Raw genomic sequence first — 15,046 nt, 5'->3', positions numbered from 1 at the left:
CAATACGGATGTCAAGGAACTTCCGGAGGTGCTTCGGCGGGCCATGCGCGGCGGGCGGGGCGGGCAGCGGCACAATGCAGGCTCGGAGCAACCCGAGACGAAGCAGGAGCCTGGTTTTGAGCGTGCAGTCGGTCGAGCAGCGGATCGCCGAAGAGCTGGGGGTGCGCGAAGGGCAGGTCAAGGCCGCCGTCACCCTCCTCGACGAGGGGTCCACGGTGCCGTTCATCGCCCGGTACCGCAAGGAAGTCACCGGAGAGCTGGACGACGCGCAGCTGCGCACGCTCGAGGAGCGGCTGCGCTACCTGCGCGAGCTCGACGAGCGCCGCGCCGCGGTGCTGGAGTCCATCCGGAGCCAGGGCAAGCTGGACGAGGCGCTCGAGGCGCAGATCCTCGCCGCGGACACGAAGTCGCGGCTGGAGGACATCTACCTGCCCTACAAGCCGAAGCGGCGGACCAAGGCGCAGATCGCCCGCGAGGCCGGTCTCGAGCCGCTGGCCGACGGCCTGCTGAGCGACCCGTCGACCGATCCGCAGGCGGCCGCCGCGGTGTTCGTCGACGCGGACAAGGGCGTCGCGGACGCGCAGGCCGCCCTCGACGGCGCGCGCGCCATCCTGGTCGAGCGCTTCGCCGAGGACGCCGACCTCATCGGCGAGCTGCGCGAGAAGATGTGGACCGAGGGCCACCTGGCCTCGAAGGTCCGCGCGGGCAAGGAGACCGACGGGGCCAAGTTCTCCGACTACTTCGACTTCTCCGAGCCCTACACCAAGCTCCCCTCGCACCGGATCCTCGCGATGCTGCGCGGCGAGAAGGAAGAGATCCTCGACCTGTCGATGGAGCCTTCCGAGCCGGTCGCCGAGGACGCTCCGGTCCGGGTCGGCCCGACCGAGTACGAACAGCGCATCGCCGCCCGGTTCGGGATCAGCCAGCAGGACCGTCCCGCGGACAAGTGGCTCGGCGACACCGTGCGCTGGGCCTGGCGCACGAAGATCCTCCTGCACCTGGGCATCGACCTGCGGATGCGGCTGCGCCAATCGGCCGAGGACGACGCCGTGCGCGTGTTCGCGGCCAACCTGCGCGACCTGCTGCTGGCCGCCCCGGCGGGCACCCGCGCGACGATGGGCCTCGACCCGGGCTTCCGCACCGGCGTCAAGGTGGCCGTGGTCGACGCGACCGGCAAGGTCGTCGACACCCACGTCATCTACCCGCACCAGCCCGCGAACAAGTGGGACCAGTCGATCGCCGAACTGGCCGTGCTGGCCGGGAAGCACAACGTCGACCTGATCTCGATCGGCAATGGCACCGCCTCGCGCGAGACCGACAAGCTGGCGATCGAGCTGATCAAGAAGCACCCGGAGCTGAAGCTCACCAAGGCCGTGGTGTCCGAGGCGGGCGCCTCGGTGTACTCGGCCTCGGCGTTCGCTTCGCAGGAACTGCCGGGCATGGACGTCTCGCTGCGCGGCGCGGTCTCGATCGCGCGCCGGCTGCAGGACCCGCTGGCCGAACTCGTGAAGATCGACCCGAAGTCGATCGGCGTCGGCCAGTACCAGCACGACCTGTCCGAGGTGTCGCTGTCGCGTTCGCTGGACGCGGTGGTCGAGGACTGCGTGAACGCGGTCGGCGTGGACGTGAACACCGCGTCCGCCCCGCTGCTGACCCGGGTTTCGGGCATCACGACGTCGCTCGCGGAGAACATCGTGGCGCACCGCGACTCCAACGGCCCGTTCCGCTCGCGGACCGCGCTCAAGGACGTCGCGCGGCTCGGCCCGAAGGCGTTCGAGCAGTGCGCGGGCTTCCTGCGCATCCCCGACGGCGACGACCCGCTCGACGCGTCCTCGGTGCACCCGGAGGCGTACCCGGTGGTCCGGCGGATCCTCGACCGCACCGGCACCGGCATCCGCGAGCTGATCGGCAACGCCCGGACCTTGCAGGCGCTGAAGCCCGCCGAGTTCGTCGACGACACCTTCGGGCTCCCGACGGTCACCGACATCCTGTCCGAACTGGAGAAGCCGGGCCGCGACCCGCGTCCGGCGTTCAAGACCGCGACCTTCGCCGAGGGCGTCGAGAAGATCGCCGACCTCAAGCCGGGCATGCGCCTGGAGGGCGTCGTGACGAACGTGGCCGCGTTCGGCGCGTTCATCGACGTCGGCGTGCACCAGGACGGTCTCGCGCACGTTTCGGCGCTGTCGAAGAACTTCGTGAAGGACCCGCGCGACGTCGTGAAGCCGGGCGACATCGTGAAGGTGAAGGTGCTGGACGTCGACGTGCCGCGCAAGCGGATCTCGCTGACGCTGCGCCTGGACGACGAACCCGGCGCGGGCAACAACCGCGGCGGCGGTGGCGGCGGACGGGACCGCGGCCAGGGCGGCGGCGGTCAGCGCCGGAACCAGCCGCAGCAGCGGGGCGGCGGCCGGGACCGTCGCGACTCCGGAGGCGGCGGCGCGATGGCGGACGCGCTGCGGCGCGCCGGATTCGGCAAGTAGGACGCCTCAGCGGGCGCGGTCCGGCGCTGCGAACGTCCGTGAAGGGCCCCTTGAGGGAATCTGATTCTCTCAAGGGGCCTTCGCGGACCTCGGCGAATGCGGAGAGCTGGAGAGGTCTCTAGCAGGCGGTGCGCGTCAGGGATTCATCTCGTACGCGCCGGAAAGCTCGCGCACCTTCTCCCACACGCGGCCGAACCGTTCGTGGTCCACCACCGGCTTCCGCAACCCGGCCAGTGCCAGTTCCTGCTGCTTCTCCGTGGAGCTCGGCTTGCCGTGCAGATCGACCGCGGCGACGCTGAAGTCCTGCACCAGCACCGCGAACAGCTGGTCTAGCACATCGTCTGACACGCCGGTCAGCTCAGCCTGCTCCAGGATCAGCTGCCCGTACACGACGAGCGTGAACAACTCGGTCAGCGCGAGGCCGAAGTCCAGGTCCTTCTGCTGCGCCTCGTCCGGGGTCGCCTCGGAAAGCAGGCGCACCAGCACGTCGGCCTGTTCGGTGAACCGGGCGACGTTCGGCAGGTGCTTCGCGTTCTCGTACGCGGGTTTCCAGTCGTGGAACCGGATCTTGGACAGCCCGCGCGCCGGGCCCTGGCGGAACAGGAAGTCGTCGTCGGAGGCGTCGTCGCGGGTCGGCACCGCCGGGTATTCCTGCGGCGCGAACAGGTAGGCGGGCATGAACTTCGCGATCAGCGCGAGGTTCACCGCGACCGTGCCCTCCAGTTTGGGCAGGCCGTCGATGTCGTTCTTGGCCATCGCGAGGTACGTGTCGGCCTCGAAACCCTTGGCCGCCACGACATCCGCGACCAGTCCGATCACCTTCTGCGCCTCGGTGGTGACCTTCATCTTGGTGATCGGGTTGTACAGCAGGTAGCGGCGGTCCTGCTGGTTCGCCGAGCGGAAGTAGTCGATCGCACGGTCGGAGAACAGCTTCATCCCGGTCAGCCGCGCGTAGGCCTCGACGAATTCGCGGCGCACGTGCGGGAAATCGGTGACCGGGTTGCCGTACAGGATGCGGTTCTGCGCGTGCGTGATCGCCTCGTACAGCGAATGCGTCGCCATCCCGATGCCGCCGAAGCACAGGTTGAACTTGCCGATGTTGACCGTGTTCAGCGCGGCGCTGAAGGCTTCGGCCCCGGTGTGGAGGATGTCCTCGGCGCGCACCGGGTAGTCCTCGAGCCGGAACTCCGCGACGTACATCTGCGACGGCACGATGTTCTTCACGACGTGGTAGTTCGGGTGCTCGGAATCGGCGTAGAAGAACACGTACTGCCCGGGTCCTTCGACGCCGTCGATCCGGCCGAACACCGAAACCGTGCGTGCGCAGTTTCCGTTGCCGATGTAGTACTTCGACCCGTTCGCGCGGTAGCCGCCCTCGCCGTCCGGGGTGAGCACGAGGTCGGACGAGTAGATGTCCGCGCCGTGCTCCTTTTCCGACAGTCCGAACGCGCCGACGCCGCCCTCGGCCAGCGCTTCCGCGGCCCGCTTGCGGGCGGCCGCGTTTCCGCTCTGCCACACCGGGCCGAGGCCGAGGACGGTGACCTGGAACGGGTACCAGTAGTTGAGGCCGTAGAAGCCGAGGATTTCCGCCAGCGCGGCGATCCGGCTGGTGTCCCAGCGCTTCTCCGGGTTCCCCGCCGAATCCGCGGCCGGCGTGAGGAACGTGGCGAACAGGCCTTCCTTGCCCGCGAACTCCAGGAAGTCGGCGTAGAACTCGCGGTCGTGATACGCCTGCGCGAGACGGCGTTTGCCGCGCGCTTCGAACCAGTCGATCGTCGCCCGCAGCAGCCGCTGGGTCTCCGGGTCGAACCTCCGGGCGTCGTAATCGCGCGGGTTCAGCAGCGCTGTCGCCGTTTCGCTCATCGCATCTCCAGGTCAGCCGATATTACTGCCCGGTAACTTTAGCGCGGTGCGGCCGCCGAACTCCACCGCGTCCACCCGGCCGTGGCCGTCGCGCCGGAAACGCGCGCTCGGCCTGCGGGTGTCCGAGGCGCGAGCGAGCACGTCCTCGGCGACGAAGACGACCTCGAACGGCGGAGCGGAGAGGATGTCCGGATCGTCGGTGTCGAGGATCATCTGCGCCCAGAGCGAGCCGTCCCGTTCGGCGACCTCGAAGATGAGCGAGCCGGTCCGATAGCGTCCAGGGCAGTCGCCCGGGTCGACTGCCCTGGACGGACGACTGTCCAGTTTCGGCAGGTCAGCCAGGTTGTCCAGGCACCAGTCGACGATCCGCGGACCGAGCGCGCCGCCGCCCGCGCTGTTGGTGAGCACGGTGACCGCGAGGTTCTCGCTCGGCACCATGACGAACTCCGACAACTGCAGGTTGCTGACGTTCCCGCCGTGCCGCACCAACTGCGCGTCGCCGTGGCTCAGCCGCAGCCAGGACAGCCCGACCTCCTCGAACGGCAGCGCGCCCTTGCGCTGTGCGGCGTGCATCAGCCGACGGGTTTCGTCGCTCAGCACCTCCGCGCCATTCAGCTGGAATCGGGCCCATTTCAGCTGGTCACGGGCAGTCGACCAGAGACCGCCGGCCGGCGCGTCCGCCCGAGCGAGGCCGACAGTGTGCGCGACCGCCGGACCGTCCTCGCGCAGCGCGTGCCCGACCGCGTGCCGCCGGGTCAGCACCTCCCAGGGCTGGAAGAACGAATCGGTCATGCCGAGCGGCTCCAGCAGCCGGGTGCGGACCAGCTCCTCGTAGGCGGTCCCGGACACCGCCTCGGCGACGCGGCCGGCCAGCAGGAATCCGGCGTTGCAGTAGGAGAACACCTCGCCGACCGGGAACACCTGCGGCAACTCGTCGAACCGCTGCACCGCGCGGGCGAGCGCGTCGTCGCCCCAGCCGGTGCCGACCTCGATGTCGCCGAGGAAGCCGGAGGAGTGCGTGAGGAGGTGGCGCAGCGTCACGGTCTTGCGGGCGAGCGGGTCGGCCAGGCGCAGATCCGGGAGGTACTCGACGACCGGCTGGTCCAGTTCGAGTACGCCGTCCTCGACGAGCACGAGCGCCGCGGCGGCGGCGAACGTCTTGCTCGTGGAGCCGATCATGAACAGCGTGTCGTCGTCCACCGGCGTTCCGGTGTCCACACTGGACACCCCCGCGGTCAGCAGGGTTTCCTTGCCCTCGTGGAAAATCCCGGCTGAGACGCCGGGAACTCGCGCCTCTCGCGCCCATTCGCCCAGCAGTCCCCGGAGTTCGTCTGCGCTCATGCGGCCAGCCTCGCACCCGCGTGCGCGGCGTCGATGGTGGAAACGAACGAACATCGCGCGTCCGCTTCGTCGGTTCGCGCGTGGCGGCCTGCGGGCGATATCACGTAGCCCGCCGGATCTTGGGACGGTATAGTGGACGATGCGGTCCGCTCAGTTCTGCCTCGGACCGCGTTTCACTGTTGTCGACGACCACGCGCCGCAGCCATCCGAGGCCGCGCCGGGCAGGACAACCGCGCTACGTACGGAGATACGGGACGCTTTCGCGTCCGCACCAACCATGACGACTTTCACCGAACTCGGCCTGCCCAAGCCTCTTGTCGACGCGCTCGCCGCACAGGGCGTCACCGAGCCCTTCCCGATCCAGGCCGCCACGCTCCCGCACACCCTCGCGGGCCGCGACGTGCTCGGCCGCGGCCGCACCGGCTCCGGCAAGACCTACGGCTTCGTGCTGCCCGTGCTGGCCCGCCTGGCCGCGGGCCCGACGCGGCGCCGCCCCGGCCGTCCGCGGGCGCTGATCCTCGCCCCGACGCGCGAACTGGCCACCCAGATCGAGGCCGCGATCGTGCCGCTGGCGCGCCCGCTTGGCCTCAAGGCGACCACGATTTTCGGCGGCGTGAGCGCGAACCCGCAGATCACCCGCCTTCGCGACGGCGTCGACATCGTCGTCGCCTGCCCCGGACGGCTCGCCGACCACATGCGCTCCGGCGAAGCGAAGCTGGACAAGATCGAGATCACCGTCCTCGACGAGGCCGACCACATGGCCGATCTGGGCTTCCTGCCCGAGGTCCGCCGCATCATGGCGGCGACCCCCGAGCGCGGCCAGCGGCTGCTGTTCTCCGCGACGCTCGACAACGGCATCGACGTGCTCGCGAAGCGCTTCATGAACGACCCGATGCTGCACAGCGTCGACTCGGCGCAGTCGCCCGTCTCGACCATGACGCACCACGTGCTGCACCTCGAGGAAACCCACCGCCTGCCCGTCCTGGTCGACCTCACCGCGGCTCCCGGCCGCACCCTGGTCTTCACCCGCACGAAGCACCGCGCGAAGGCCCTCACCCGCAAACTCGTCGCAAGCGGCGTCCCCGCGGTGGAGTTGCACGGCAACCTCGGCCAGAACGCGCGCACGCGCAACCTGGAAGCCTTTTCGTCGGGCACCGCGAAAACCCTGGTGGCCACCGACATCGCCGCCCGGGGCATCCACGTGGACGACGTCACGCTGGTCATCCACGCCGACCCGCCGGTCGAGCACAAGGCGTACCTGCACCGCTCCGGCCGCACCGCTCGCGCGGGCGCGTCCGGCACCGTGGTGACCCTGATGACCGACGAGCAGGTCGCGGACGTCCGCGCACTGACCCGGAAGGCAGGCATCTCGCCGACCACCACGCGGATCTCGCCGACGCACCCGCTGCTGGCCGAACTGGCCCCCGGGGACCGCTCGTTCACCGCTTCGCCGCGCCGCCCCGTGGTGGACAACCGCCCGAAGACGGTGACCGCCTCCGGCGCCGCACCAGGCACCGGCCGACGCCGCGGCGCCCCCTCGGAGAACCGAGGCGGGCTCGGCGCTCGGACTGGCGCGCAGACCCGGCGTTCCGGCGGCCGCGGCGGACCTCGGCAAGGCGAGGCTCGTTCCGCGGAGCGGCAGCCAGGTCAGGCCCGGCGGGAAGACCAGCGCCGCGGCGGATCAGGTGCCGGTCGCCGAGGGGCGGAGGGCGCTGGACGTCGCGCTGCCGGTGCCGACCGTCGCGGATCGGGCCAGCCGCCACGCAATCGCCGCAACGGCTCGAGCGGTCGGCGGCAGTCAGAGTCCTGAGTTGTGCACGGGGCGGGTCGGGGATTTCGGTCCCCGACCCGCTTTTCCGTGCGGGGGTCAGCCCGCTTCCTCGTCGGCGAACCAGTCGCCGATGTGCTTCTATGGGAAAGCTGCTGTCCAGCAGCCGTCGGCGGCAAGCCATCCGACGATGGCGGCGACGACCTTGCCCTGCGAGAAAGTCAGCGTTTGTCGCGAAGCCACACCTGAATGAAGACGTTCTCCGGGTTGCGGTTGCTGGAGATGACCGCATTCCCCGCCACGCAACATCGATTCGATAATCGCGACGATATTCGCCTGCGCAGGGTTTCCGAGGGCGACGCCGTTCGAGGCCAGCACCGTGGCCTTCAGGCCGCGGCACCGACAGCGCAGCGGCTCGTCACGAACGCCGAGCCTCCCGCCAAAACGACTTGAACTCCTCAGTCACCCCGTAGAAGCTTCCTTTTGCTGCCAAATCACGCGAATCCGGTGAACCGGCGAAGGACAATTTGCGAGCTTCCTCCCGGGACAACTCGGGAAGCTTCCGCCTCCTGGCCCTGGCAAGTTTCCTCGGATGCCCGTCGTGTACAAAGACCGCGGCGATCGACGAGGCCGCCACAGGAGTGAACCCCGGGCCGGGCAGACATCCCAACGGATCCGCCATGAGCCATTCCGCGACGCCGCACACCCGGTGGAAGTCGTCGTCGCCGCATCCGGAAACCCACTCGGCCACGGCCTCCTCCCCGTACTCGACCAGCCCTCTCGACACCAAGGCCCGACTCGTCGAAAACATGCTGCCCACCTTGCCCGCACCCGTGGGAGGCGACCGGCCTCGCCGGCTCAGCCGCCAAATTTCCGCAACTCGACGTCAACGATAGCAAAGCCGGTCGAATTCCCGATGCCGACCGCGACGTTCCCGGACATGACCCAATTGTCGAACCGGTTCTGCGCAGTCGTCTTTCTCGCGTTTCCGCTCTTGATTTCCAGTCCGCGGTACCGGCCGTTCCCGAGATCGACCGCACCGTCGTAGACCCGGATTTGGTCGCCGTTCCCCTTGGTGTAAATCCGGCCGCGGACGACCTTGAACCCATCCGCCTCGAGCGCGTCCCATACCGCCTTCTCCGCGTCCGCCCCGACGTTCGTCCCGTCGGTCCCCGCGAACTTGCCGTCCGACGTCCGGATCGAGCCGTCGTCATAGCGGAAGATTCCCGGCTCCACCTCTTCGATGCACTTGGCCCCGTTGTGCACCAGAATCGGCGTCTCGCCGGCCAGCACGTAGAACGTGTGCGTGGTGTTGATCGCCAGGTTGTACGTCCGGCTGTTCGCCGTGTACCGGCGGCTGTCGATCAGCCGCGCATGCCCGTTTCCGGGCGTGTCTAGCTGATCGCCAGGGCGCAAGTCGGCCGCAGCGGTCCACGCGTGGGCACCGGTGTTCCAGATCAGATGGTGCGCGGTCGACGTGATCATCCGCGGCCCGGCCGGGGTGTCGATGCGCAGGTCGACGAAATCGGTGTCCGTGTCGGTGACGCTGATGTGCGCCACCGTGTGCTGCTGCCGCGCCGCGTCGTCGGGGCGGGCGTTGGTGATCGCGTCCCCGACGCGGATGTCCTTGATCGGCTTCGCCGACCCGTCGGCCATCAAGACCCGCGTCTCGGGTGTGAAGCTGTTCAGCCCGCACAGCAACGGGTTTTCCGACAGTTCTTGCGCCACCCTGGCCATTTGCGCCGCTTCCGCGACCGCCTCGGCGGCGAGGTCGCCTGCCTCGCCGGCCGCGGCGATGGCCCGCGAGGTCACCGTGTCCAGCGCGCTGCCCATGGCCGCGTCGAGCAGGTCCCCGGCGAAGATCTCGCCGAGCCCGACCCCGTCGGCCAGGTCGGCGACCGCCCCGCCCAGGAGTTCGACCAGGTCGCACTCCGGGCAGGCCAGTGCGACCAAGCCCATCAGGACGAAACCGCCGTACTCGGAGAGTTCCTGGCCGGAACCGTCGAACGGCCGGGCCACGAAGTTGGAGCTCAGCAGGTTGTGCGGGTCGAGGCAGCGCGCGGTGTCTGCGCTGCCTGCCGGGTTCATGTTCCGGCAGACCTCTTGCAGGTGCGCGAGAATCCGCTCCTGGTCGGCCTTGCTGCCGGAGAACAGCAGGTTGCAGTCCTGGTTGTTCAGGTAGAGCAGCGAGTCGTGCGACCGGTACTGGTCTCGGCAGGACGCTTGCCGGTCCTGGATCGCTTGCTGTTTCTCCGCCTTCGCCTTGGTGGCGACGGCCTCCCAGGCCTGCTGCGCGGCGACCGCGGCATCGTGGGCGTCCTTGCCCGCGTCGACCGCCATCCGATGCGCGGTCGCGGCTGAATCCGCTGCCTCGCGGGCATAGTTCGCGGCTACCTGCGCGGAATGCTGCGCCCAGGCCGCCGAACGGCCGGCCGCGTCCGCGGAAGCGACCGCGGAGGCCGCTGCCCGAGCGGCGGCGTTCGCGGAATCCTGCGCCTGCTTAGCGGACGCGGCTGCGCGGTCGGCGGCCGTCTGCGCGGTCTTCGCGTAGTCCGCGGCTTGAGCGGCGGCCGCGTTGGCCTCTTGTGCGTACCGGTTCGCGTCATCCGCCGCGTTGCGGGCGCGGGCGGCCGCAGCCTGCGCTTCATTGGCGTCGTGAGTCGCGTTCGCGGCCGCGCGGGACGCTTGGGCCAGCAAGGAATCGATCGCAGCGTTGTGCGCGGCAGTGTTCTGGTCCCGCCGCGCCGCACTGTACTGCCCGACGACCAAGAACTCGTGGGCCAGCGTCGGCGGTCCGTCCAGCGCGGCCTGCGCTCCGGCGGCCACCTCGCGCTGCCCGGCGTTCCGGGCGCCGGACAGCACCTGGTTGACCTTGACCTGGTCGTCGATTCCGAGCGCGGTGTACTGGCCAGCATCGAGGAAGTCGCGCAGAGCCTGATCGGTGTTGGCGTCCAGCGCCTTCTGCGCGTACTGGACGACGATCGTGCGCCCGGCCGTGCGAGCGCCCGACATGATCTGGTTGACCTGCAGCGCGTCGTCCTGCTCCCGGCCCGGGTAATCCCGGCTGCGCAAAAAGTCGCGCACCTGAGCGTCGCTGCCGGCGAGCGCGGTGTTCGCCGCGGTCTGGAAACCGGTCGTCGCGGTTTCGCACAGCTGCCGGAGGATCGACCGGTCGTCCTGCCCGGCGGCGGCTTGCACGCCGGTGGTGACGAAGTCGATCGCCTCGTCGTCGGTCGCTGCGAGCGCTGCCTGCGCGGCCGCCTTCGTCCACTGTCCTCCGGTGTCGGCCAGCGTCAGCGCGACCTTGCGCGCGTCGGCGAGCACTGTGGCCCGCGGAGCGCCTGCCGCCGTCGCTTCGGCGATCAACCGGGTGGTTTCCGCGTCCCAGGTACTGACTTGGTCGACGTCCCACCGCTTCGGCTTCGGTTGTGCGGCGTAAGCGGCCAACGCGGATTTGGCGGCATCGTCCGCCGTTTGGCTGGCCTGCGCGATCCGGTCGTCGTCCGCCTTGCGCGCGGCTTGCGCGATCTGGATGGCCTGATTGGCGGCAGTGACCGCGGCGTTCGCGGCGGCTGTCGCGGCGTTCGCGTGCTCGGTGGCTTTCTTCGCCGCGTCCGCTGCCTCGCCGGCATGTGCTGCCGCGTCGTCGGCCGCTTGCGCAGCGGCGTTCGCATCGAGGGCAGCCGCGTGCGCTGCGTTCGCAGACTGATCAGCGGCATCGCTCGCCTGGTGTGCCCACGACTGGCTCGCGTTCGCCGCCGAGACGGCGCGAGCCGCCTGCGCGCGAGCCGTCGCGGCCGCGGCTTGCGCCTGACGTGCGTCCGCGCCTGCGGCAGCAGCGTTGTTAGCGGCATCCGTGGCGGCAGCAGCAGCGTTGCTTGACTGCAGTGCAGCATCGTGTGCGGCGGCACCCGCGTTCTCCGCCTGCTGCGACGCCGTCCGCGCCGCGCGGGCAGCACCAGCTGCTTTCTCCGCACCTACTGCGGCATCGCGCGCGGTCTGCGCGGCATTCCGCGCGACGTCCGCGTGCTCCTTATCGAGCGATGCCTGCGCAGCCGCGTCGTACGCGTTCGACGCAGCCTGTCCCGCACGGGAAGCCGCCGCAGCAGCACGAGACGCCGCAGCGGCCGCGGTGTGTGCGGCGCGCGAAGCAGCGTTCGCGGCCCCGATCGCCTCTCGAGCGGTGATCGCGGCCTGGTTCGCGGCGTACGCAGCCTGCGAAGCAGCTTCGGTCGCCTGACCGGCATGTCCCTGCGCGGCCGCAGCAGCGTCCTTGGCGGCTTGCGCGGCCTTCGCCGCTGCAGCAGCTTCGGCGACTGCGCGGTCGGATTCCTGTTTTGCCAGCTCAGTTTGGGTCGCTGCCTGCGCCGAAGCCGAGTTGGCGGTGGCGACGAGGTCGGCGATGGTCGCTGTTTCAGCGTCGCGAGCTTGCGCGACCGGAAGATCGATGGCCAGGAACTGGGTGAGGGCGTCGTCTGTGTTGGCGTCCAGCGCCTGCTGCGCGGCCTTCTTCACCTCCGGTCCGCCTGCGGCCATTTCCTGGTTGACCTTGACCGCCTGGTCGGTCCCGAACGGAACCTTCCAGCCGGTGGCGAGGAAGGTCCGCAACGCTTCTTCGGTGTTGGCGTCCAAGGCTTTCTGAGCGGCCTGCTTCAGCTGCGGCCCGCCCGCGGCCATCATCTGGTTGACGCGCAGCGCGAGGTCGTTCTCGTGCGCGCCTTCCCAGCCGGTGTCGAGGAAAGCTTCGAGTGCGTCGTCGCTGTTGGCGTCCAGCGCCTTCTGCGCGGCCGTCCGGGTCGCGACACCGCCGGAGGACATCAGCTGGTTGACGTGGATGCTCCGGTCGATGGACGCGTCGACGTCTTTCTGCGAGGTGAGGAATCGCGTGACATCCGCGTCGGAACCGACCAGCGCGACCGCGGCGTCCCGTTTGGTCGCCGGGCCGCCGAACTGCCACAACCGCCAGGTCTTGGCCCGATCGGTATCCGTGCTGCCCGCCGGCGCGGCGGAAGCCGCTGCTCGCGGCGCCTCGGCCGCGACGGCCGGGGCCTGCACCGTTCCGGCGGCCAAGGAGGCGGTCAAGAACGTCATCAGAGCAGCACGAAAGCGGGCTTTCGCCGTACGCATCGATTCCCCCTGTGAAATGCCACGCGATCCCCGGTGACCGTCCGATCACCACGCGTCTCCGGTCGAGACTAGCCAGTCGCCGCCACCCGGAAGCGATTTCGAATTCATAAAGTTACCAAGGTAAACCGAGTCAAGAACTGTTTACTTTTTCTTTTATTGAAGAATAGAAAGTGAACCGCGTCACATTAGTGCTAACACTCGCACTGGGTTCAGCGAAAAACGCCCGCCAGGATCGTCCGCGCACGCAGGCCGAGCCGGGTTCATTGCTCGCTTTGCCATGATTCGCTAGTCCGCAAGGGGGAATTTTGAGCTTGTCGACCCGAACGAAATCCGCCGCCGCGGTCGCTGCCGCGGCCTGCACCGCGGCAGCGGCGGCGCTGACCCTGAGCACCGGAGCCGCCGCCACCGCGGAGGACCAGCAGCCCTCCGTCGTCGAGGACTACCACTACCCCGGCGCGGCGCAGATTCTCGCCGACTATCACGTCGAACTGCTCTCCGGCGACGGGCACATCCTGTTCGCCGCCTGCCCGTCCGGCCCGGACACCGTCGGCCTGATCCAGGTCCGGACCAGCGAACCGGTCGGGCAGGGCAGCGACGGCCGCGTGTGCTTCCACGTCATCGCGCCGACCGGTCATCTCACGATGAAAATCCCGGCCGTCTATTCCATCCGGGGCGACGGGATCAATTCCGGGACAGGGCACAAGGTGCGGGCGGAACTGACCACCGACAGCGGGCAGCACAGCACCGTCGACGTGAATCCGAGCGGAACGACTCAGGTCGGAGTCGGGACCAACCCGCCCGGCGCGCCGACCACCTTGCTCCAATTGGACGCATCCTCGTGATTTCGGAGCGGCTGGCGGAAACTGTTTCGCCGGCCGTTTCCGCGCAGCTGTACCGACGGCCGGGAATACCGCTCCCGCTCACCGGCACTCGCGGTAATACCGCGCCCGCACCCCCGATAACGTTGCCGTGACCACTCCCCCACGCCTCAGGCTGGCCGTCGCTGTCTCGGCCGCCCTCTCGGCAGGCCTGCTGATCGTTCCGGCCGCGGACGCCATCAGCGGCGGAACCCCCGTCCCCGACAAGGCTTTCGACTTCGTCGTTCGCGTCGCCGCCGACGGGCACGGCTGCAGCGGCGTTCTTCTCGGACCGCAGTGGATCGTCACCGCCAGCGGGTGCGTTCCGGCTGGCTCCGGAACGCCGAGCAGTCCGGTCACCGTCACCGCTGGCGGAACCACCGCGAAAGTCGCCACGCTGGTCCCGAGGCCGGACCGGGACCTGGTGCTGGCCAAGCTCGCCACTCCGATCGCCAACGTCACCCCGATCGCTCTAGGACGGACCGCACCGGCGGCGGGCGAAGCGCTTACCGTCGCCGGATTTGGCCGCACCTCCGACACTTGGGTTCCGGACAAGGCCACGACCTCGCCCTTCACTACCGCGTCGGTCGCGGCCACCACCTTCAGCCTCACCAACGCCGACGGGCACGACACCTGCCTCGGCGACGCGGGCGGCCCCGCGATCCGCACCGCGGCAAACAACACCCCCGAGCTTGTCGGGATCAACTCGCGGTCGTGGCAGCACGGCTGCCTCGCCGTCGCCGAAACCCGCCAGGGCAGCGTCGAAACCCGCACCGACGATCTCGTCGACTGGATCCGCGCACAGGCTCCGGAGCTGGCGATCCAGTGCCAGGCAACGGTTCCGCTGTTCGCCGCCACCAGCGACCTGCAGCTCTACCGCCACCCGAACCCGGCTGACGGCGGGCCGATGGCGCCCCAGCAGTCCACGATCGGCACCGGCGGCTGGAACGGCTACGTCCGTCTCCTCGCCGGACCCGACGGGCTGGTCTACGGCATCCGCGCGAACGGCGACGTCTACCGCTACCAATGGAACGGCACCGGCTGGACGGCCGACTCGCGCACCGTCGTCGCCACTGGCTGGACCGGGTTCGACGACGCGGCCAACCACAACCGCATCACCATCGACAGCCGCGGCGACATCTACGTCGTCAACGCGGACGGCTCGCTCTCCCGCCGCCGCTACGACAACGCCGCCAAGACCTGGTCGGCCGAAACCCTCGGCACCGGCTGGAATTCCTACAACCTCATCACCGGCGGCGGCGACGGCGTGCTCTATGCCCGCAGCACCGACGGCTTCCTGTACCGCTACGCCTGGGACGCGGCCGGACACAAGTGGGCGCAGGAAAAGAAGCTTGTCGGCAACGGCGGCTGGAACGCGTTCACCCGCATCACCTCCGCGGGCGCGGACGTCCTCTACACCGTCACTGGCAAGGGCGAACTGCGCTGGTACCGCTACCTGCCCTACAGCGACGCCTGGTCCCCCGGCCCGACCGTGATCGGCGACGGCGGGTGGCAGCAGTTCTCCGACGTGGAGGCGCAGCGCAACTCCTGCACTTTGGTTCGCTAGAAACCGGATCGCCGTGCCGCGTTCCGGAGTGCGGCACGGCGAT

The 15,046-nt window shown here is 69.4% G+C and carries 8 protein-coding genes; 5 read left to right on the top strand and 3 right to left on the bottom strand.

Annotated elements, in window-relative coordinates; all coding sequences use genetic code 11:
• The first annotated feature begins 116 nt into the window (after positions 1-116).
• Complete coding sequence (locus L3Q65_RS44010) at positions 117-2,480, top strand: Tex family protein (protein WP_182892330.1); 2,364 nt, start codon at positions 117-119, stop codon at positions 2,478-2,480.
• 135 nt (positions 2,481-2,615) lie between these two features.
• On the opposite strand, the gene L3Q65_RS44005 is transcribed toward L3Q65_RS44010, so the two are convergent.
• Together L3Q65_RS44005 and L3Q65_RS44000 are read right to left on the bottom strand one after the other, a co-directional pair.
• The gene (locus L3Q65_RS44005) at positions 2,616-4,343 is read right to left on the bottom strand and encodes an acyl-CoA dehydrogenase (RefSeq protein ID WP_182892332.1); all 1,728 of its coding nucleotides are present in this window, start codon (positions 4,341-4,343) and stop codon (positions 2,616-2,618) included.
• A 12-nt stretch (positions 4,344-4,355) separates the two neighbouring features.
• Entirely contained in the window at positions 4,356-5,684 is a 1,329-nt protein-coding gene (locus L3Q65_RS44000) for a serine hydrolase (protein WP_237598290.1), read from the bottom strand.
• Positions 5,685-5,961: 277 nt separating this feature from the next.
• On the opposite strand from L3Q65_RS44000, the gene L3Q65_RS43995 reads away from it, so the two are divergent.
• Positions 5,962-7,494: a DEAD/DEAH box helicase gene (locus L3Q65_RS43995; protein WP_237598289.1), complete on the top strand. Its 1,533-nt coding sequence runs from the start codon at positions 5,962-5,964 to the stop codon at positions 7,492-7,494.
• A 207-nt stretch (positions 7,495-7,701) separates the two neighbouring features.
• Positions 7,702-7,905, top strand: coding sequence for a hypothetical protein (locus tag L3Q65_RS43990; RefSeq protein ID WP_237598288.1), 204 nt, complete (start codon positions 7,702-7,704; stop codon positions 7,903-7,905).
• A gap of 405 nt (positions 7,906-8,310) precedes the next feature.
• On the opposite strand, the gene L3Q65_RS43985 is transcribed toward L3Q65_RS43990, so the two are convergent.
• Entirely contained in the window at positions 8,311-12,543 is a 4,233-nt protein-coding gene (locus tag L3Q65_RS43985) for a hypothetical protein (protein WP_237598287.1), read from the bottom strand.
• A 347-nt stretch (positions 12,544-12,890) separates the two neighbouring features.
• Between L3Q65_RS43985 and L3Q65_RS43980 the strand changes: the two genes are divergently transcribed.
• Together L3Q65_RS43980 and L3Q65_RS43975 are read left to right on the top strand one after the other, a co-directional pair.
• On the top strand, positions 12,891-13,421 hold the full coding sequence (locus tag L3Q65_RS43980) for a hypothetical protein (protein WP_237598286.1): 531 nt from the start codon (positions 12,891-12,893) through the stop codon (positions 13,419-13,421).
• A 127-nt stretch (positions 13,422-13,548) separates the two neighbouring features.
• Positions 13,549-15,003 (top strand): tachylectin-related carbohydrate-binding protein, encoded by a 1,455-nt coding sequence (locus L3Q65_RS43975; protein WP_237598285.1) that lies wholly within the window; start codon positions 13,549-13,551, stop codon positions 15,001-15,003.
• Positions 15,004-15,046 lie beyond the last annotated feature (43 nt).

Source organism: Amycolatopsis sp. FU40, assembly GCF_021903635.1.
GTDB classification, from domain to species: Bacteria; Actinomycetota; Actinomycetes; order Mycobacteriales; family Pseudonocardiaceae; genus Amycolatopsis; species Amycolatopsis dendrobii.
This window is presented reverse-complemented; position numbering and strand designations above follow the sequence as displayed.

Excerpts from the sequence above, each read along its gene's own strand:
- L3Q65_RS44005 (WP_182892332.1), bottom strand. The coding sequence starts at position 4,343 with ATGAGCGAAACGGCGACAGCGCTGCTGAACCCGCGCGATTACGACGCC.
- L3Q65_RS44000 (WP_237598290.1), bottom strand. The coding sequence starts at position 5,684 with ATGAGCGCAGACGAACTCCGGGGACTGCTGGGCGAATGGGCGCGAGAG.
- L3Q65_RS43995 (WP_237598289.1), top strand. The coding sequence starts at position 5,962 with ATGACGACTTTCACCGAACTCGGCCTGCCCAAGCCTCTTGTCGACGCG.
- L3Q65_RS43990 (WP_237598288.1), top strand. The coding sequence starts at position 7,702 with ATGAAGACGTTCTCCGGGTTGCGGTTGCTGGAGATGACCGCATTCCCC.
- L3Q65_RS43985 (WP_237598287.1), bottom strand. The coding sequence starts at position 12,543 with ATGACGTTCTTGACCGCCTCCTTGGCCGCCGGAACGGTGCAGGCCCCG.